The sequence below is a fragment of the Microvirgula curvata genome (assembly GCF_054781615.1).
On the sequence record NZ_BAAGUB010000036.1, the window covers coordinates 275,621 to 294,032 of the forward strand.

Annotated in this window: 16 protein-coding genes; 6 read left to right on the forward strand and 10 right to left on the reverse strand. The window is 64.8% G+C overall.

The genetic code is table 11. From position 1 onward, the window contains the following. Nucleotides 1-39 precede the first annotated feature (39 nt). The 5 genes from ACYVG8_RS18260 to ACYVG8_RS18280 all read right to left on the reverse strand — a co-directional run bounded on the left by ACYVG8_RS18260 (nucleotide 40) and on the right by ACYVG8_RS18280 (nucleotide 5,786). Nucleotides 40-351, reverse strand: a complete 312-nt coding sequence (locus ACYVG8_RS18260) for a metal-sensitive transcriptional regulator (RefSeq protein WP_315383672.1) — start codon at nucleotides 349-351, stop codon at nucleotides 40-42. Continuing rightward, complete coding sequence (locus ACYVG8_RS18265) at nucleotides 338-538, reverse strand: heavy-metal-associated domain-containing protein (RefSeq protein ID WP_028498215.1); 201 nt, start codon at nucleotides 536-538, stop codon at nucleotides 338-340. The genes ACYVG8_RS18260 and ACYVG8_RS18265 overlap by 14 nt, the downstream gene beginning before the upstream one ends. 47 nt (nucleotides 539-585) lie before the next feature. After that, nucleotides 586-2,955 (reverse strand): heavy metal translocating P-type ATPase, encoded by a 2,370-nt coding sequence (locus ACYVG8_RS18270; RefSeq protein ID WP_028498216.1) that lies wholly within the window; start codon nucleotides 2,953-2,955, stop codon nucleotides 586-588. A 188-nt stretch (nucleotides 2,956-3,143) separates the two neighbouring features. Next, nucleotides 3,144-3,461: a TFIIB-type zinc ribbon-containing protein gene (locus tag ACYVG8_RS18275; RefSeq protein WP_028498217.1), complete on the reverse strand. Its 318-nt coding sequence runs from the start codon at nucleotides 3,459-3,461 to the stop codon at nucleotides 3,144-3,146. A 42-nt stretch (nucleotides 3,462-3,503) separates the two neighbouring features. Further along, entirely contained in the window at nucleotides 3,504-5,786 is a 2,283-nt protein-coding gene (locus tag ACYVG8_RS18280; RefSeq protein ID WP_460746506.1) for a heavy metal translocating P-type ATPase, read from the reverse strand. Nucleotides 5,787-5,890: 104 nt separating this feature from the next. Between ACYVG8_RS18280 and cadR the strand changes: the two genes are divergently transcribed. The 5 genes from cadR (at nucleotide 5,891) to ACYVG8_RS18305 (ending at nucleotide 11,257) form a co-directional block, all read left to right on the forward strand. Beyond that, nucleotides 5,891-6,352 carry a Cd(II)/Pb(II)-responsive transcriptional regulator gene (gene cadR, locus ACYVG8_RS18285; RefSeq protein ID WP_028498219.1) on the forward strand — a complete coding sequence of 154 codons (462 nt, stop codon included), beginning with the start codon at nucleotides 5,891-5,893 and terminating at the stop codon, nucleotides 6,350-6,352. 384 nt (nucleotides 6,353-6,736) lie between these two features. Further along, nucleotides 6,737-7,714, forward strand: a complete 978-nt coding sequence (locus ACYVG8_RS18290; RefSeq protein WP_028498220.1) for an ABC transporter substrate-binding protein — start codon at nucleotides 6,737-6,739, stop codon at nucleotides 7,712-7,714. 104 nt (nucleotides 7,715-7,818) lie between these two features. Beyond that, on the forward strand, nucleotides 7,819-8,721 hold the full coding sequence (locus tag ACYVG8_RS18295; protein ID WP_028498221.1) for an ABC transporter permease: 903 nt from the start codon (nucleotides 7,819-7,821) through the stop codon (nucleotides 8,719-8,721). Further along, nucleotides 8,718-9,512 (forward strand): ABC transporter ATP-binding protein, encoded by a 795-nt coding sequence (locus ACYVG8_RS18300; protein WP_028498222.1) that lies wholly within the window; start codon nucleotides 8,718-8,720, stop codon nucleotides 9,510-9,512. The genes ACYVG8_RS18295 and ACYVG8_RS18300 overlap by 4 nt, the downstream gene beginning before the upstream one ends. 155 nt (nucleotides 9,513-9,667) lie before the next feature. After that, nucleotides 9,668-11,257, forward strand: coding sequence for a DUF342 domain-containing protein (locus ACYVG8_RS18305; RefSeq protein ID WP_460746508.1), 1,590 nt, complete (start codon nucleotides 9,668-9,670; stop codon nucleotides 11,255-11,257). Nucleotides 11,258-11,422: 165 nt separating this feature from the next. Here the strand turns inward: ACYVG8_RS18305 and ACYVG8_RS18310 are convergent, their stop codons facing one another. Further along, nucleotides 11,423-11,839: a VOC family protein gene (locus ACYVG8_RS18310; RefSeq protein ID WP_460746509.1), complete on the reverse strand. Its 417-nt coding sequence runs from the start codon at nucleotides 11,837-11,839 to the stop codon at nucleotides 11,423-11,425. Nucleotides 11,840-12,117: 278 nt separating this feature from the next. Here ACYVG8_RS18310 and ACYVG8_RS18315 point away from each other — a divergent pair, with 278 nt between their 5' ends. Further along, the gene (locus tag ACYVG8_RS18315; protein ID WP_281660281.1) at nucleotides 12,118-13,695 is read left to right on the forward strand and encodes a methyl-accepting chemotaxis protein; all 1,578 of its coding nucleotides are present in this window, start codon (nucleotides 12,118-12,120) and stop codon (nucleotides 13,693-13,695) included. Between the two features lie 45 nt (nucleotides 13,696-13,740). On the opposite strand, the gene ACYVG8_RS18320 is transcribed toward ACYVG8_RS18315, so the two are convergent. From ACYVG8_RS18320 to ACYVG8_RS18335, 4 genes are all read right to left on the reverse strand, one after another. Further along, nucleotides 13,741-15,333 carry an ABC transporter substrate-binding protein gene (locus ACYVG8_RS18320; RefSeq protein WP_036385221.1) on the reverse strand — a complete coding sequence of 531 codons (1,593 nt, stop codon included), beginning with the start codon at nucleotides 15,331-15,333 and terminating at the stop codon, nucleotides 13,741-13,743. 128 nt (nucleotides 15,334-15,461) lie between these two features. After that, complete coding sequence (locus tag ACYVG8_RS18325; protein WP_028498225.1) at nucleotides 15,462-15,776, reverse strand: helix-turn-helix domain-containing protein; 315 nt, start codon at nucleotides 15,774-15,776, stop codon at nucleotides 15,462-15,464. A 95-nt stretch (nucleotides 15,777-15,871) separates the two neighbouring features. Next, nucleotides 15,872-16,216, reverse strand: a complete 345-nt coding sequence (locus ACYVG8_RS18330) for a helix-turn-helix domain-containing protein (RefSeq protein WP_107890251.1) — start codon at nucleotides 16,214-16,216, stop codon at nucleotides 15,872-15,874. A gap of 242 nt (nucleotides 16,217-16,458) precedes the next feature. Continuing rightward, on the reverse strand, nucleotides 16,459-18,261 hold the full coding sequence (locus ACYVG8_RS18335) for an acyl-CoA dehydrogenase C-terminal domain-containing protein (RefSeq protein WP_028498227.1): 1,803 nt from the start codon (nucleotides 18,259-18,261) through the stop codon (nucleotides 16,459-16,461). Nucleotides 18,262-18,412: the final 151 nt, after the last annotated feature.

Sequence of the window (18,412 nt, forward strand, 5' to 3'; positions counted from 1 at the left end):
CACTCAAGGACAATGGCATTGTGCGACGCAAAATACGGCTCAGGACCGGGTCAGCTTGCGGAACACGCCCATCAGTTCCTCGATCGCCGCATCGCCTTCGCCGCCTTCGATCGCGCGCGACACACAGCCCTTGGCGTGGCTTTCCAGCAGCTGCATCGCCAGCCCGTCCAGCGCCGACTTGACCGAGGCGATCTGCGTCAGCACATCGACACAGTAGCGGTCGTCGTCGATCATGCCGCTGATCCCGCGCACCTGGCCCTCGATGCGGTTCAGGCGGTGGATCAGCTTCTGCTTGTCAGCGCGGACGACCGTCTTGTCCGTGACCGGGTGGCACCCTTCATGCGACGTCAAAGCCGGCATCCTCGATGGCGCTGCGCAGCGTATCGGCGTTCTGTGCCGCCGGGTCGAATTCGACCGTGGCGCGGCCGATGGCGACGTCGGTGTGCTTGACGCCGGGCAGGGCTTCCAGCACCCGGGTGACGCTCTTGACGCATCCCTGGCACGTCATGCCGGAAATCGTGAGTTCGATGGTGTTCATGGTCTGCTCCTTGGTTGGGCAAGTGGGGTTAAAGGACAGGGTGGCAATCAGCGTGGCTGACGGGTCCAGCGCCGAAGCAGCAGGGAATTGCTGACCACCGACACCGAACTGGCGGCCATGGCCGCGCCGGCAATGACCGGACTCAGCAGGCCGATGGCGGCCAGCGGAATGCCCAGGACGTTGTAGATAAAGGCGAAGAACAGGTTCTGGCGGATTTTCTTCATGGTTTTCCGCGACAGGTCGATCGCATCGGCTACCGACGACAGATCGCTCTGCATCAGCGTGATCTCGGCCGTCTCGATGGCGACATCGCTGCCGGCGCCCATGGCAAAGCCGACATCCGCGCAGGCCAGGGCCGGGGCATCGTTGACGCCATCGCCGGCCATGGCAACCACGCGACCTTCGCGGCGCAGTCCCTCGACGATGCGTGCCTTGTCGGCCGGCAGCACCTGCGCCTCGAAGCGTTCGATGCCGGCCTGCGCGGCAATGGCACGGGCGGTGGCGGCGTTGTCGCCGGTCAGCATGATCACGTCGACGCCCATCTGCCGCAAGCGGCGGACAGCGGCGGGCGATGTCTCGCGCAGGGCGTCGGCCATGCCGATCAGCCCGGCGGGCCGGCCGTCGACCTCAAGCACCACCACCGTGCGACCGGCAGCAGCCAGCCGGGTGGCCTGTTCGCACAGCGCCTCGTCGGCGCCGATCCAGTCCGGGGTGCCGAGGCGCAGCGCCTGACCGCCACGCAGGCGGGCGGCGACACCATGTCCGGCCTCGACCCTGAAATCGTCCACTGCCGCCAGCGCCAGGCCATCGGCCGCGGCGGCATCGAGCACCGCACGCGCCAGCGGGTGTTCGGACCCCTGTTCCACGCTGGCGGCGAGCTGCAGCACGCTGGCGCGGTCATGGCCGGCAAGGGCCTCGACATCGGTGACGACCGGCTGACCGCGGGTCAGCGTGCCGGTCTTGTCCACGACCAGTGTATTGATGTGTTCGGCGCGTTCCAGCGCCGACGCATTGCGGAACAGCAGACCGGCTGTCGCGCCGCGGCCGATGCCGACCATGATGGCAGTCGGCGTGGCCAGGCCCAGTGCGCACGGGCAGGCAATGACCAGCACCGCGACCGCATGCATCAGGCTGGTGACACCGTCGCCGGTCAGCAGCAGCGTGACGACGAAGGTCAGCACCGCGATCGCCATCACCACCGGCACGAACACCCCGGAAATGCGGTCGGCCAGTTGCTGGATCGGCGCTTTCGAGCCTTGCGCCTCGCTGACCAGGCGAACGATCTCGGCCAGCCGGGTCCGCTCGCCGACACTGCCGGCACGGACCTTCAGCATGCCCTCGACGGTGCGGGTGCCGGCATAGACCGGGCTGCCGACCGCCTTGTTGACCGGCATGCTCTCGCCGGACAGCATGCTTTCATCCACAGCCGCCGTGCCGTCGCTGACTTCGCCATCGACCGGCAGTGCTTCGCCGTAGCGGACCACCACGATGTCGCCGGGCTGCAGGCTGGCGATCGGCACCTCGGTCAACTGGCCATCACGCTCGACCCGTGCGGTTTTGGGCTGCATGCCGAGCAGGGTCTCGATGGCGGCCGACGTGCGGCCCTTGGCACGTGCCTCCAGCAGCTTGCCGAGAATGACCAGAGTGATGACCGAGGCGCTGGCCTCGAAATACACATGCTGGTGTTCAAGCCCCAGCACGGTAATGACGGCGCTCATTGCGTAGGCAACGGTGGTGCCGGACGCAATCAGTACGTCCATATTGGCGCCACCGCCACGCAGGGCATGCCAGGCGCCGCGATAGAAGCGCCAGCCGGCCCAGAACTGCACCGGTGTCGCCAGCAGCAGCTGCAGCCAGCGCGGCAGCAGGCCTTCGTGACTGCCACCGAACATGGACACCATTTCCAGCCACAGCGGCAGCGTAAACAGCGCGGCGATGGCGAACTGGCGCAACTCCTGCCGGTAGGCGAGCTGTTTCTCCGCCTTGCGTGCGGCGCGGTCATCGCCGGCTAGCGGTCTGGCTTCATAACCGGCCCGGGTGACGGCGGCGACCAGTGCGTTCACGTCGGCGGTGCCGGGCAGCATGTCGACGCGAGCGGTTTCGGTGGCGAAGTTCACGCTGGCGCTGACGCCGGGCAGGCGGTTCAGCACCGTCTCGATGCGCTGGGCGCAGGCAGCGCAGGTCATGCCGGACAAGGCCAGCTCCACGCGCTCGGGCACGATGTCGAAGCCGGTTTTGCGTATGGTGTCGACCACGGTAGCCAGCGGCACGCTGTCGTCACGGGTGACCACGGCGCTTTCGGTGGCGAAGTTGACCTGTGCGCTGACACCGTCGAGCGCATTCAGCCGCTTCTCGATGCGGATGGCGCAGGCAGCGCAGCTCATGCCGCTGATGGGAAAGACTGTCGAAGTGCTCATTGCATAGCCCTGTGGGGTATGTGTATGAGTGGACTATATACCCTGGCACCCTATATGAACAAGCTGTGTTCCGAACCGGGCCCGCCCGCCCCGGTGGCCTGCTGCAAATAAAACGGGGGACTGCCGTCTCCGGCAGTCCCCCGTTCAGCGGGGATGTTTGCTGGTACCCCTGCAGTTCAGCCGCTCTTTCAGTCGAAAATCTCTTCCCAGAACGACTTGCGACGTTTGCCATACTGCTTGTCGCCATGCTTGTCATAACCGTGTTGCGGGTAGCCTTGCTGTTGTGGGTAGCCCTGCTGCGGTTGGGCATGGTGTGACGGTTGTGGTGGCGGCGGTGCCATTTGCGGCGCGCTGGCGGCGGACAGTTGCTGCTGCGAGCGCTCGATGATCTTGTCGAGCTCGCCGCGATCGAGCCATACGCCACGACACTGCGGGCAATAGTCGATCTCCACGCCCTGGCGATCGCTCATGACCAGGGTGGCATCCGGGCAGACGGGACATTTCATGATGGCATTCCTTGTGTGAAAACAGGGGGACGCTGCCGGGGCTCAGCGGTGGCGGAGCAGCCGCAGGCCGTTGCCGACCACCAGCAGGCTGGCGCCGACATCGGCGAACACGGCCATCCACATGGTGCCCATGCCGGACAGCGTCAATACCAGGAATATCGCCTTGATACCTAAAGCCACGCTTATGTTCTGCACCAGAATGTTGTGAGTGGCGCGCGACAGGCGGACAAAAGCCGGCAATTTGCGCAGGTCATCGTTCATCAGCGCCACGTCGGCGGTCTCGATGGCGGTGTCGCTGCCGGCCGCGCCCATGGCGAAGCCGATGTCGGCGCGGGCCAGCGCCGGCGCATCGTTGATGCCGTCACCGACCATGCCGACCGATGCATCCCGGGCCAGCAGCGACTCGATGGCGGCCAGCTTGTCGGCGGGCAACTGGTTGCCGCGTGCCTCGTCGATGCCGACCTGGCCGGCAATGGCGGTCACGGTATGCTGGTTGTCGCCGGACAGCATCAGCGTGCGCACACCCAGCGCATGCAACTGGGCAATCGCCTCGCGGCTTTCCGGCCGCAGCGTGTCGGCGACCGCGAACAGGCCGAGCACTTCGTGTTCGCTGGCCAGCAGCACCGTGCTCTTGCCGGCGGTCTCGAAGGCCTGCAACTGTGCCTCGATGGCCGGTGAGCACACGCCGCGTTCTTCGATCAGCCGGTGATTGCCCAGCCAGTATGTCTGTCCGTCGATGGTGCCGTGCACGCCGCGGCCGGGCAGGGCGGTAAACCCGTCTACCGGGGCGGCCAGTTCGCTGCGGCCATCGGCAATTGCCTGCGAAACCGGGTGGTCCGACCGGGTGGCCAGCGAGACGGCCAGCCGCTCGGCATGGGCCGGCGGGGTATCCCCCTGCGGGGCGAAGTCGGTACGCACCGGCCGGCCGGCCGTCAGCGTGCCGGTCTTGTCCAGCGCGATCCAGCCCAGGCGGCGACCCTGTTCCAGATAGGTCCCGCCCTTGATCAGGATGCCGCGTCGCGCGGCCAGCGCCAGCCCGCTGACAATGGTCACCGGGGTGGAAATGACCAGGGCGCACGGGCAGGCGATGACCAGCAGCACCAGCGCGCGATAACTCCATTCCAGCCAGGCGCCGCCGGACAGCAGCGGCGGCAGCAGGGCCACCAGGATGGCGAACACCAGCACCGCCGGCGTATAGATGGCCGCGAAGCGGTCGACAAAGCGCTGGGTTGGCGCCCGCGCCCCCTGGGCTTCCTCGATGGCGTGGATGATGCGCGCCAGCGTGCTGTTGCCGCCGGTCGCCGTCACCCGGTACACCAGTTCGCCCGAGGTGTTGACCGTGCCGGCAAACAGCGTGTCGCCGATGCCTTTTTCCACCGGCAGGCTTTCGCCGGTGATGGCGGCCTGGTCGACGGCGGACTGGCCGCTTTCCACCTCGCCATCCAGTGCGACGCGCTCGCCGGGGCGAACCCGGACCCGGGCGCCGACCGGCACCTGCGCGGCGTCACACTCGGCCCAGCCGTCGGCGGTTTCGACGCTGGCGGTCGGCGGCGACAGCGCCAGCAGACCGCTGACCGCATTGCGGGCCCGGTCCAGCGAGCGCGCTTCGATCCACTCGGCCAGTGTGAACAGCACCATGACCATGGCGGCTTCCGGCCACTGGCCGATCAGCATGGCGCCAGTCACGGCGATGCTCATCAGGGCATTGATGTTCAGGGTCAGATGGCGGATGGCGATCCAGCCCTTGCGATAGGTGCCGAGCCCGGCCAGCAGGATGGCCACCACCGCCAGGGCGGCGATCAGCCAGTCGGGGCCGCCCCGGCTGAATTCGACCGCCTCGGCGGCGGCGGCAAATACGCCGGCCAGCGCCAGCGGCAGACCGCGCCGGACCGGGCCGGGCGCAGCCTGCGGGGCGGCATCGAGCGGTTCCGGCGTCAGGCCGAGCCCGCGCACCAGTGCCAGCAGGTCGTCCAGCGCCTGCGGCTGGTGAGCCAGGGTCAGCACGCGCTGCATCAGGTTGAAGCGCAGCCAGCCGACGGCCGGATGCGCGCCGAGCGCCTTGCGGATCAGGGCTTCCTCGGTCGGGCAGTCCATTTCGCCGATACGGACTGCGGTGATCACCATGCCCGGGGGAACCGGCTCGTCCGCCACGGTGATGACGGCCGGGGCATCGCTGCCGCAACTGCCGCAGCAGGCTGTCGGCGCCGGGGCGTGATCGTGTGCAGGGCCGTGCTCGTGCCCATGATCGTGTCCGTGGTGACGATCATGGTCATGATCGTGGTGATGATCCTGCCCGTCGTGCCGATGTGAGGTGTGTTGTGCCATGACGAAGTCCGGTGTGACCGCTAAGATGATCCTATTCCACACCGTGAAGTGGCTACAGGGTCAAGCCCGGTATTGCACTTCGTTCTCATCCCGGAGCGTTCATCATGAGAATCGGCGAACTTGCCCGCCAGGCCGGCTGCCCGGTCGAAACCGTGCGCTATTACGAACGCGAGGGGCTGCTGCCGCTGGCAAACCGCAGCGAAGGCAACAATTACCGCGTCTACGACCACACCCACCTGGAGCGGCTGTTGTTTATCCGCCGCTGCCGGGCGCTGGACATGACCCAGGACGAGATTCGCGTACTGCTGGCGGCGCTGGACAGCCCGGAGGCCGATTGCGAGACGGTCAACCGGTTGCTGGATGCGCATCTGGCGCATGTCGAAGCGCGGATTGCCGAGCTCGACCGTCTGCGCGGACAGCTCGAATCGCTGCGCCAGGCATGCCGGACCGCCAGTGCCGCGCGCGACTGCGGGATCCTGCAGCAACTCAATCGTGCCGGCGAGACACCGGCCTCACCGGCTGCCGATGGCGACCACAGCCATATTCCGGGTGTGCATCATCGCTAGCCGGCAGGCAGGTTGACCGCATATCCTGCCGGTAGACGGGTGAAAAACGGTGAATTTTTGTGCCGGATGCCGTTAATGACACACATCGTGCTGCATGAAGTGATTCATGATTATTTTTGACCTCGATTTCAGCATGATCATCCAGCAATGACGGGTTTTGAGCCGGGTTTTCCGGCTTGCAGCAAGGCGACTGCAACGAAATAGCCTTTTTTGCGTACCGGAGGCAATTAAGTCCGGAGAAGGGCGCAAACCGTGCACGGGTTTTGCAATAAAATTGCCCGCGATTTAATGTGCATATGCCATTGCGCGTATTTCCCCAACGGGGCACACCGTCACACACCCTGTGAGGGGTGCCCCTTGTGAACCCATTACCCGGAAACGATCATGATCCCTGTGTCCCGTCGTATTGCCCTGAGTTGTCTGGCCGCCGGCGTGCTGGCCGCGTTTACGCTTCCCGCCATGGCGGCTGAACAGAAATCCGTCGCGGTGACGTCCATCGTCGACCACCCGGCGCTGGATGCCGCCCGCAAGGGGGTCGAGGACGAACTGAAAGCCGCCGGCTTCGAACCGAACAAGCAGATCAAGTACCAGTACCAGAGCGCCCAGGGCAACACGGCGACCGCGGCGCAGATCGCGCGCAAATTCATCGGCGACAAGGCCGACGTGATCGTCGCCATTGCCACGCCGAGCGCACAGGCCGCCGCTGCCGCGACCAAGACCATCCCGGTGGTGTTCACTGCCGTGACCGATCCGGTCGCAGCCAAGCTGGTGCCGGGCTGGAAGCCCAGCGGCACCAACGTGACCGGCGTGTCCGACATGCTGCCGCTGGAACCGCAGATCGACCTGATCCTGAAGGTCAAGCCGGGCGCGAAGCGCGTCGGCATGGTCTACAGCCCGGGCGAAGTGAACTCGGTCATCGTGGCCAAGGAACTGAAGGCCGCCCTGGCCAAGCGCGGCATGACGCTGGTCGAGGCCGCTGCGGCCCGCACCGTCGACGTCGCACCGGCGGCCAAGAGCCTGATCGGCAAGGTCGACGTGATCTACACCTCGACCGACAACAATGTGGTGTCGACCTATGAGTCGCTGGTGCGCGTCGCCAGCGATGCCAAGATCCCGCTGATCGCCGCCGACACCGATTCGGTCAAGCGTGGTGCCGTCGCGGCGCTGGGCATGAACTACTACGACATGGGTCGCCAGACCGGCAAGATCGTCGTTCGTCTGCTGAAGGGCGAGAAGGCTGGCAGCATTGCGCCGGAGAAGGGCAGCAAGACCGCGCTGATGGTCAATCCGGCCGCGGCGCAGAAGCAGGGGGCGACGCTGTCGCCGGCCCTGCTGAAGGAAGCCAAGGACGTGGTGAAGTAAGACCGGCCGGGCGGAAGCCGGCCTGGCCGCCTTCCGCCCCCGTCGCAGCTTCCGTAGTGCCCGGCCCGCAGCGGTCCGGCTTTGTTGTTTGATTCGAGGTTTGCATGTCGTTCATTTCCGTCATGGGTGCGCTGGAAATCGGCCTGATTTTTGCGCTGGTCGCACTTGGCGTGTTGATTTCCTTCCGTATCCTGAATTTCCCCGACCTGACCGCCGACGGCAGCTTTCCGCTCGGCGGCGCCGTGGCGGCGACCCTGATCGCCGGCGGGCATGACCCGTGGCTGGCGACCGGCCTGGGCACCCTGGCCGGCGCCGGCGCCGGCTTTGTCACCGGCTGGCTCAATGTGCGGCTGAATATCCTGCAGCTGCTGGCCAGCATCCTGGTGATGATCGCGCTGTACTCGATCAACCTGCGCATCATGGGGGCGCCGAACGTGCCGCTGATCGGCGAACCGACCGTGTTCGCCCCGTTCGTGACCGAAGGCAGCGAAAGCGCCTACTGGATTCAGCCGCTGGTGCTGGCCTGCGTGGTGGTCATTGCCAAGCTGGCGCTGGATGCGTTCTTTGCGTCGCAGGCCGGTCTGGCCATGCGTGCCACCGGCGCCAACCCGCGCATGGCCCGCTCGCAGGGCATTTCGACCGACCGCGCCACGCTGCTCGGCATGGCCATCTCCAACGCGCTGATCGCGCTGGCCGGGGCACTGTATGTGCAGACCCAGGGCGGTTCGGACATCTCGATGGGCATCGGCACCATCGTCGTCGGTCTGGCGGCGGTCATCATCGGCGAGACGCTGATTCCGAGCCGCTCGCTGTGGGTGGTGACGCTGGCGGCCGTGATCGGCGCCATCCTGTACCGGCTGTTTATCGCCGTGGCGCTGACGGCCGACTTCATCGGTCTGCAGGCACAGGACCTGAACCTGATTACTGCCGTGCTGGTCGGCTTTGCCCTGGTGCTGCCGACGCTGAAATCGCGGGTACGGAAATCCCTCGGAGGGCGCGGAAAATGATGCAGGCCACTGGACTGACCAAAACTTTCAATCCCGGCACGCCGATCGAAAACCGGGCGCTGCGCGGGCTGGACCTGTCGATCCCGGCCGGCCAGTTCGTCACTGTCATCGGCAGCAACGGTGCCGGCAAGTCGACCTTCCTGAATGCCATCAGCGGCGACCTGATCGTCGATGAGGGCACGCTGTCCATCGACGACAGGGACGTGACCCGGCTGAATGCCTGGCAGCGTGCCGGACTGGTTGCCCGCGTGTTCCAGGACCCGATGGCCGGTACCTGCGAAGGGCTCAGCATCGAGGAAAACCTGTCGCTGGCCTGGCAGCGCGGCGAACGCCGCGGTCTGGGCCGCGCGGTGACGCCGGCGCTGCGCGAGATTTTCCGCGACAAGCTGTCCATTCTGAAGCTCGGGCTGGAAAACCGTCTGACCGACCGCATGGGCCTGCTGTCCGGCGGCCAGCGCCAGGCGGTCAGCCTGTTGATGGCGTCGCTGAAGCCGTCGCGCATCCTGCTGCTCGACGAGCACACCGCGGCGCTCGATCCGAAGACCGCCGCCTTCGTGCTGGAACTGACCGACCAGATCGTGAAGTCGAACCAGCTGACCACACTGATGGTCACCCACTCGATGCGCCAGGCACTCGACCACGGCGACCGGACGGTGATGCTGCATCAGGGTCGGGTGGTGCTGGACGTCAGTGGCGAGCAGCGGGCAAAGATGGACGTGCCCGATCTGCTGGCGCTGTTCGAGCGTACGCGCGGCGAAGTGCTGGCCGACGATGCGCTATTGCTTGGCTAAGCCATGTTTAGCCACGACAATGCCCGGTACGCGCCGGGCATTGTTCATTCATGCCAATGGTGTTGCGGCTTGCCGTAGATCAGAAGTCTTGAGCTATGACTTGAGGCATTGTCTGACGAACGGCAGAATGAATGAAAATTACATGAGGCGACGGTGTGAGCATCCATTTTGAGCTTGGTGGCGAGCAGAAGGCGAAGAGCAGTCAGATTCTGGTCCGTTACGAGCCGGTCGAGGATCCACCGTCGGTACCGCCGGACCGGAACCGCGTGCTGGACGGGCTGGTGGCCAAGGGCTGGAAGGATGCGGCACTGGACGATGTGGCGCTGAAAGCCTTCGTCAATCGCTGCCAGACCGAAAAGGGCGTGATCGCCGCCGCGATCGGCGAGGTGCAGGACGGCGTCTGCGAAGTCAGCGTCGCCGAAGACTCGATGAGTGCCTGGCTGACCATCGTGCCGCCGGCCGGTGGCAAGCCGGTCACGCCGGAAGAAGTGCGCGATGCCATTCGCGCCCGGCGCATCGTACATGGTGTGCAGATGGATACGCTGCGCGCAGCCCTGGTGGCCGGCAGTTGCGACCGCAAGGTGATCGCCCGCGGCGAGCCGCCGACCTCCGGCCAGCCGACCCGTTTTACCAGTGTGCTGGAAGCACCGGTGACGCCGGGCGATGACGACGAATCCACCTCGGTCGACTATCGCAGCATGGGCGTGCTGGTGCTGGTCGGCGTCGGTACCCCGCTGATGCGGCGCAAGCCGGCGCGGCAGGGCCTGCCGGGCAAGGACGTGCTGGGCATGCCGGTGCCGGCCAGTCCGGTCATGGACCTGCCTTTCGCCAGCAGCCTGGTCGGCGTGGCGCCGGACCCGGCCGATCCCGACCTGCTGGTGGCGACCGTGGCCGGTTCGCCGTCGTTTCTGGACAAGGGGGTCAATGTCACCCAGGTGGTCGATGTGGCCGAAGTCGGCCTGACTTCCGGCAATATCGACTTCGACGGCACGCTGAATGTGAAGGGCGATATCCGCGCCGGCATGACCGTTCACGTCGGTGGCGACATTGTCGTCACCGGCACCATCGAGGCGGCCGAAGTGGTCGCCGGCGGCAATGTGTCGGTCAAGGGCGGCATCATCGGCAAATCCGGCGGAGCCGACACCGCTGTCATCCGTTGCGAAGGCAGCGTGGTCGCGCGCTTTATCGAGAGCGCGCGGATCGACGCTGGCGGCTGCGTGCGTGCCGAACGCGGCATCCGCCAGGCCGAGGTGAATGCCGGCGACAGCGTGCTGGTCGAATCGGGCGGCATCAGCGGTGGCAAGACCTGTGCATTGCAGCGCATTCAGGCCGCCGTCCTTGGACAGCCGTCCGGTCTGCCGACCGTGCTGCAGGCCGGTTTCCATCCCGGCGTGCAGGCCGCGCACCAGGAAGCCGAGCAGGCGCGCAAGCACAAGCTGGATGAGCTGGGCAAACTGCTGCAGGTGCTGATCTTCATGGAGCAGCACCGCGACAAGTCCACCCCGGAGATGCTGGAGAAAATCCAGCGCAGTATCGGGCAGATGAAGGGCGAACTGGCCGAGATCGGCTTCAGGCTGGCCGACCTCGAACAGCGGATGACGCTGTCGGGCGGCGCCACGGTGGTGGCGGGCAAGCGCTTTCACGTCGGCGTCGAAATCCGCATCGGCCATCGGCGGCTGGTGATCGACGAGGACCGTATCGGCGGCAAGGCGTGGCTGAAGGGCTCGCAGGTCGAGATCGACTGAGTCGTCCGGAATCTGCGGTCTCGGCAGGCAGATCGTGTCGGGCAGACCGTCGAAGTGGCGGTCGCACGATGGTTGGAACGATGCTGTGCGCTTGATCCGGAAACCTGTTCTCCAGCACATTGCCGATGGCACATGGATGCCTTGAGACTTGGCCGGATACGCCGCTCAATCCGCGACGTAAATCATCCACGACACGCCGAAGCGGTCCTCGACCATGCCGAAACACGGTGAGAAAAAGGTCCTGGCCAGCGGCATCTGCACCTTGCCGCCGTCGCCCAGTGCCGTGAACAGCCGCCCGGCCTCGGCCGGGTTGGCCGGCGTCAGCGACAGCGAGAAGCCCTGGAAGCTGGCCTGCCCCTGACAGTTGCCATCCGAGGCCATCAGCGTGGTGTCGCCGATGCGCAGGCTGGCATGCATGATCTTGTCTTCCGAGCCGGGAGGCATCATGCCGGGTGGGGGTGGCTCTGGGCTTTCCTTCATCCGCATCAGCTGGGTGAGCTCGGCACCCAGCGCGCCCTGATAGAACGCGAGGGCTTCTTCGCAGCGGCCGTTGAAAAACAGATAGGGCTGGATATGCATCATGATGTCTCCTGGTCTGAACGACGCCGGAGCCGGTCGGCTCCGCTTCCCGTTCTAGCCGATGACATGGCCCGCTGACGGGGCAGGCGACGAGCTGCACAGCCAGTGCACGATGCCGGTGCAACATTTCATTACCATTCATGCCTTAATGCACTGTGGCGGGGACGTGCATTCCATCGCATCATTGTTATGATGCTGGACTATTATGGGCGGCGCCTGTGGTGTGGCCACAGAAGGCTCGCCCCTGTCGCTGGCCGGCGACACCATTTCCGGGAGGCTGCATGACCATCGTAAACAAACTCAGGATTTTCGCCGTCGTGACCTGCGGCATGCTCGGCATCGTGCTGCTGACGGTTTTTCTTGAGCTGGGCAAGGCGAAGGACGAACTGGAAACGGCAGGACGGCGTGACCTGTATACCCGCGAGCTGGTGGAGATCAAGGCCAGTGCCCTGTCGACCATCATGCTCGATCCGTCATTGCCGGAAACCGCAGCGGTCATGACGGATGCGGAAAAGACCATCGTCGACCGGCAGGGCAGGATCCTGGCGGCGATCAAGCGTCCGCAGGTGCGTGCCGAATTGCAGAAGATCCTCGATGCCTGGCAGAAATACGACCAAGACAGCCAGGCGCTGATCCAGCTTGCCAAAACGGACGCGGCAGCGGCCAATGCCCGCCTCGTGCCGCTGTACAACGCGCAGTTCAAACCGCTCGGCGAAGCACTGAACGCATTTATCGCCGTACGTTCCGACGAAGCCAGGAAAGGCAGCGCGTCGGCCATGGCCGCGTTCGATCGCGCTTACATGATCACGGTCGCCCTGCTGGCGCTGGCGGCAGTGGTCATCGTCGGCTTCGTGCTGGTGCTGTCGCGGTCGCTGCAGCGCAATCTGCGGCACATGCTCGACAAGCTGAAGCCGCTGAAGGAAGGCCATCTGCATGAACGGCTGCCGACCGCATCCCGCGATGAACTCGCGCAGATTGCCACCGGCGTGAACGAGTTTGTCGGTGAAGTGCAGCAGATCGTGCGCCAGGTTCACGACGGCGCTGATGAACTGACCGTGGCCAGCAGCCAGCTGGCGTCGACGGCGCAGCAGGTGGCGCTGAGTTCCAGCTCGCAGGCGGACTCGGCATCGTCAGTCGCGGCGGCGGTCGAACAGCTGACGGTCAGTGTGGCCTCGATCGCCGATACCAGTGACGAGGTGCGGGTACTGACCAGTACCAGTCTCGACAACGCGGACAAGAGCGGGCAGAGCATTCTGCTGCTGCAGGGCGAGATCGATCATGTCAAGGCTTCGGTCGAATCCATCGCCAGCGAGATCGAGTCGTTCATCGGCAATACCAATGCAATCAGCAACATGACGCAGCAGGTGCGCGAAATTGCCGACCAGACCAATCTGCTGGCGCTGAATGCGGCGATCGAAGCTGCGCGTGCCGGCGAGCAGGGACGGGGTTTCGCGGTAGTGGCGGACGAAGTGCGCAAACTGGCCGAGCGTTCCGCGCTGTCGGCCGGCGAAATTGCCTCGGTAACGCAGGTGCTGAACAGCCAGTCCGAGCAGGTGGTGAAAAGCATTTCCGTGGGGCTGGGCGCACTGGAAACCAGCCGGCAGTGCGTGCAGACCGTGACCGCATCGCTGGAACAGGCCAGCAGCTCGGTGCGCCAGGTCGGGGTCGGGGTCAGTCAGGTAGCGAGTTCGGTGCAGGAGCAGAAAGTCGCCAGCGCCGATATCGCCCGCTATGTGGAAAGCATTGCCCAGATGGCCGAGGAGAACAGCGCCGCCAGCCAGGAAAGCTCGACGGCATCGGCGCGGCTGGAAACCCTGTCCGGCACGCTGAAAGGTGCCATCCGCCGCTTTACGGTGTAAGCCACGGGCCGCCGGAAGCCGGGTCGGGCTTCCGGCGGCCAGCCGTCAGTTGCGGATCGACGTGCCTTCCCACAGCAGCATCAGCGGGCTGATGCGGAAGTTCTGCACTTCCTTGCGGGTCGGCTTGTAGACGATCGAGTGCGCGATCGGACTGAACGGCAGTTCCTTCATGAACACGGCCTGGGCCTTCGAGTACAGCTGGGTCCGCACCTTCGGGTCACTGTTCAGCTTGGCGTCGGTCACCAGCTTGTCGAACTGCGGATTGCACCACTGGGCGTAGTTGCTGCCGCCGATCGAATCGCAGGCCAGCAATGCGCCGAGCCAGTTGTCCGGATCGCCGTTGTCGCCCGACCAGCCATACAGCACTGCATCATGCTCGCCACGCTTGGCGCGCTTGTTGTACTCGCCCCACTCATAGCTGACGATATGGCTCCTGACACCGACCCGGGCCCAGTCGGCCTGGATCATCTCGGCCATGCGCTTGGCGTTCGGGTTGTACGGGCGCTGGACCGGCATCGCCCACAGCGCAATGTCCAGACCGGCCGGCACACCGGCCTTCTTCAGCAAGGCGGCCGCCTGTTTCGGGTCATGCCCCTGGCCCTTCAGTCTGGCATCGTAGCCCCACTGCGTCGGCGGCATCGGGTGATCGGCCAGGATGCCGGTTTCGCCATACAGTCCCTTGAGGATGGCCTGCTTGTCGATGGCCATGTCCAGCGCGCGGCGCACGTCGGTGCGGTCCAGCCATTTCTTTTTGGTATTGAACGCCAGATAGCCGATATTCAGCCCCGGCAGCGATTGCATGCGGATGTGCGGATCGCGCTTCAGCGTCTCGATGTCGGCCGGTTTCAGGTAGGCGGTGACATGACATTCGCCGGACTTGAGCTTCTGTGCGCGCACGGCCGAATCCGGCGTGATCGCATAGACCAGATTGTCGATCTTCACGTCCTTGCCGCGCCAGTAGGCCGGGTTTTTCGTGAAGCGGATGCTGGCATCCTTCTGGTAGCTGCGAAACTGGAACGGACCGGTACCGACCGGTTTCTGGTTGATGTCCTGCGGCGTGCCGCGTTTCAGCAGCTGGCCGGCGTACTCGGCCGACAGGATGCCGGCGAAATCGGTCGCGGTATCCTGCAGGAAGGCGGCGTTCGGCTGTTTCAGCACGAAGCGGACGGTATGGTCGTCGACCTTTTCCACCCGGTCGAGCATCTTGTCCAGGCCCAGGTCGGCGTAATACGGGAATTCGGTCGGGTAGGCCTTGCGGAACGGCTGGTTCGCGTCGGCGTAGCGCGTCCAGGTAAACACGACGTCGTCGGCATTGAAATCGCGCGTCGGCTTGAAATACGGCGTGGTGTGGAACTTGACGCCACGACGCAGGTGGAAGGTGTACACCTTGCCGTCGGGTGACACGGTCCAGCTTTCCGCCAGACCGGGGCGAATGCGGGTCGAACCCGATTCGAATTCGATCAGCCGGTTGTACACGGTACCGGACAGCGCCTGAAAGGTGATGCCGGACGTGTACTGGCCGGGATCGAAGCCTTCCGGACTGCCCTCGGAGCAGTAGATCAGCGTGCTGCCCATGGCCGGTGCGGCCGCGAGCAGGGACAGGGTCAATAAGCAGCGGGACAGGGTAGGGGCTGGCATGGCGGCATATCGTCAGGTCATGAAACGGGCTGACAGTGTATGCCCTGGCGCACCAATTGGGGGAGGGTCCCTTACCCTTTATGCCGAGATTGATCGCCGGCTTGCACGCCGTGCATGAAGCGGGGGGATCAGTAGCCGGGGGCAGCCGCTTCCTGCCGGTGCTGGGCGCTGATGGCTTTCTTCAGGCTCTTGTACAGATCCGGGTGAGTGCTGCGCAGGTAGTCGACCACTTCCAGGTCGTTGCGGCGGACCCGGGACAGATCGATCTGCTCGATATGGACCAGACGCAGCAGCTCGCGCACCGGCTTCGGCATTTCCCGTCCGGATTCGTAGCGCGAGCCACCGGACTGGGTCACGCCGACCCGGCCCCAGAATGTTTGCTGGTTCAGGCCAAGGCGGCGGCGGATTTCCCGCGGATTGTTGATCTTGGTGAAGTTGGGCATCGGCGGCTTTCGCAACGGGGTAGTGACGACACGGGAATCATACATCCGTATTTGTATGTATTCGCGAAATCGCCACACCTACTTGTAAATGGATGTTACCGCTGGCGGGATGTGCCGGATTCGGGCGTGTCGAGCGGCGAGATCTGCCGGGCCGCCCGCGCCGCCTGCACGGCACCATGCAGATGCTTGTACAGGTCCGGGTGCGCCTGCTGCAGATACTCGACGATGGCGAAGTCGTCATTGCGGATGCGCGACAGGTCGAGGCCTTCGACATGAACCAGACGCACCAGCTCGCGGACCGCCTTCGGCATGTCCCGACCGGACTCGTAGCGCGATCCACCGGACTGGGTCACGCCGACGCTGCCCCAGAATGCTTCCTGGTTGAGGCCGAGCTGGTGGCGGAGAAGACGCGGATTGGGGATCTTGTTGAACAGTTGCATCATGGGTCCTTTCGTGCGGCGCACTGCGCGCTGGATACGGTATGGATTCTGCCTGCACGGATGATGCGAAACGGTTAAGCAAAAGAGTTTTCTGTAAACAAGTGTTACCTGACGCCAGCATGAAAAAAGGCACCCGAAGGTGCCATCAGAGAGAACCGGTCCGCCATCGTCGCGACGGCGGTGAAACCCGTCAGTCGGCCGGACAGCGGCACTGTCGCCGCGGCCCGGACCGGCTTGCCGCCTCAGAAGGCGAAGTCTTCCGCGTCGAGGGCCATCAGCGGCTTGGCGCCAGCCTTCAGCGTGACGATCAGCGACTGGGTTTCCGGGAACAGCTTGCTGAAGTAGAAGCGCGCGGTGCTGATCTTGGCATTGTAGAACGCGGCTTCGGCCGAGCCTTCCGCCTTGCCGGCGGCAACCCTGGCCATCCAGGCCCAGAAGTAGCCGTAGGTCAGGTGACCGATCAGGCGCAGGTAGTCGGTGGCGGCGGCGCCGGCCTCGTCCTTGTTCATCATCGCGGCCATGCCGATGTTCATGGTGATCTCGGCGATCTGCTTGTTCAGCGCCGACAGCGGTTCGACGAATTCCTTCAGCTGCGCATCGCCGGCGTTGGCTTCGCAGAACTTGTGCACCATCTTGGTGAACTTGCGCAGCTTCTGGCCCTGATCCATCAGCACCTTGCGGCCGAGCAGGTCGATGGCCTGGATGCCGTTGGTGCCTTCATAGATCTGCGAGATGCGGCAGTCGCGCACCAGCTGTTCCATGCCCCATTCGCGGATGAAACCGTGGCCGCCGAGCACCTGCATGCCCATATTGGTGGCGGTGTAGCCGTTGTCGGTCATGAACGCCTTGGCGACCGGGGTCAGCAGCGCGACCAGGTCGGCGGCGTCCTGGCGGGCGGCGTCGTCGGTCGACTTTTCCTCGATGTCCAGTTGCAGCGCCAGGAAGGCGGTCAGTGCACGGCCGGCTTCGGTGTACGCCTTCTGCGTCAGCAGCATGCGGCGGACGTCCGGGTGGACGATGATCGGGTCGGCCGGCTTTTCCGGAGCGACCGGGCCGTTCAGCGAACGCATCTGCAGGCGTTCCCTGGCATAGGCCAGCGCACCCTGGAATGCGGCTTCGCCGAGGCCCAGGCCCTGCATGCCGCAGCCGAGGCGGGCTGCGTTCATCATGGTGAACATGCAGGCCAGGCCCTTGTTCTTCTCGCCGATCAGGTAGCCGCGCGCGCCATCCAGATTGATGACGGCCGTGGCATTGGCCTTGATGCCCATCTTGTGTTCGAGCGAGCCGCAGAACACGGTATTGCGTTCGCCAAGCGAACCGTCTGCGTTGATCAGGAACTTCGGCACGATGAACAGCGAGATGCCCTTCACGTCCTTCGGCGAATCCGGCAGGCGGGCCAGCACCAAGTGAATGATGTTGTCGCTCATGTCATGTTCGCCGGCCGAGATAAAGATCTTGGTGCCGGTGATGCTGACGCTGCCGTCATCGTTCGGCTCGGCGCGGGTCTTCAGCAGGCCGAGGTCGGTGCCGCAATGCGGCTCGGTCAGACACATGGTGCCGGTCCAGTCGCCGGCAACGATATGCGGCAGATAGGTGGCCTTCTGTTCGTCGGTGCCGTGGGCGTGGATGGCCGAGTACGCGCCATGCGACAGGCCCGGGTACATCGACCAGGCGACGTTGGCCGAGCACTGCATTTCCATGATCGGAAAGCCCAGCACCTTCGGCATGCCCTGACCGCCGTATTCCGGATCGCAATCCAGACCGGTGAAGCCCAGTTCGCAGAACTGCTGGTAGGCTTCCTTGAAACCTGCCGGCGTCTTCACGCTGTGGGTGGCGGCGTCGAACAGGCAGCCTTCCTCGTCAGCGGCGCGGTTGATCGGCGACAGCTCGTTTTCGCAGAACTTGGCTCCCGCTTCCAGATACGAGGCAAACACGTCGGCGGTGGCTTCTTCATAGCCCGGCAGGGTCGGGATGATGTTCTGCACCTCGATCAGCTCGTTCAGCACGAAGTCGAAATCTCGCAGCGGCGCTTTGTAGGCAGGCATGTCGTTTCTCCGGATACGGTGGATGTTGACGCGATCACGTGGTCGACGTCTTTACGTTGAGCGGGAGGGTAGAATCGTCCGGTGGGTGGGGCACCGGTTCTCTCTTCGGTTCTTTGCTTCTCTGATTCTGACCTTGCCGGGCGGCCAAGTG

Bases quoted from the DNA above. Each gene is read 5' to 3' on its own strand.
- ACYVG8_RS18265 (WP_028498215.1), bottom strand. From the start codon at position 538: ATGAACACCATCGAACTCACGATTTCCGGCATGACGTGCCAGGGATGC.
- ACYVG8_RS18270 (WP_028498216.1), bottom strand. From the start codon at position 2,955: ATGAGCACTTCGACAGTCTTTCCCATCAGCGGCATGAGCTGCGCTGCC.
- ACYVG8_RS18275 (WP_028498217.1), bottom strand. From the start codon at position 3,461: ATGAAATGTCCCGTCTGCCCGGATGCCACCCTGGTCATGAGCGATCGC.
- ACYVG8_RS18280 (WP_460746506.1), bottom strand. From the start codon at position 5,786: ATGGCACAACACACCTCACATCGGCACGACGGGCAGGATCATCACCAC.
- cadR (WP_028498219.1), top strand. From the start codon at position 5,891: ATGAGAATCGGCGAACTTGCCCGCCAGGCCGGCTGCCCGGTCGAAACC.
- ACYVG8_RS18290 (WP_028498220.1), top strand. From the start codon at position 6,737: ATGATCCCTGTGTCCCGTCGTATTGCCCTGAGTTGTCTGGCCGCCGGC.
- ACYVG8_RS18295 (WP_028498221.1), top strand. From the start codon at position 7,819: ATGTCGTTCATTTCCGTCATGGGTGCGCTGGAAATCGGCCTGATTTTT.
- ACYVG8_RS18300 (WP_028498222.1), top strand. From the start codon at position 8,718: ATGATGCAGGCCACTGGACTGACCAAAACTTTCAATCCCGGCACGCCG.
- ACYVG8_RS18310 (WP_460746509.1), bottom strand. From the start codon at position 11,839: ATGATGCATATCCAGCCCTATCTGTTTTTCAACGGCCGCTGCGAAGAA.
- ACYVG8_RS18315 (WP_281660281.1), top strand. From the start codon at position 12,118: ATGACCATCGTAAACAAACTCAGGATTTTCGCCGTCGTGACCTGCGGC.
- ACYVG8_RS18320 (WP_036385221.1), bottom strand. From the start codon at position 15,333: ATGCCAGCCCCTACCCTGTCCCGCTGCTTATTGACCCTGTCCCTGCTC.
- ACYVG8_RS18325 (WP_028498225.1), bottom strand. From the start codon at position 15,776: ATGCCCAACTTCACCAAGATCAACAATCCGCGGGAAATCCGCCGCCGC.
- ACYVG8_RS18330 (WP_107890251.1), bottom strand. From the start codon at position 16,216: ATGCAACTGTTCAACAAGATCCCCAATCCGCGTCTTCTCCGCCACCAG.
- ACYVG8_RS18335 (WP_028498227.1), bottom strand. From the start codon at position 18,261: ATGCCTGCCTACAAAGCGCCGCTGCGAGATTTCGACTTCGTGCTGAAC.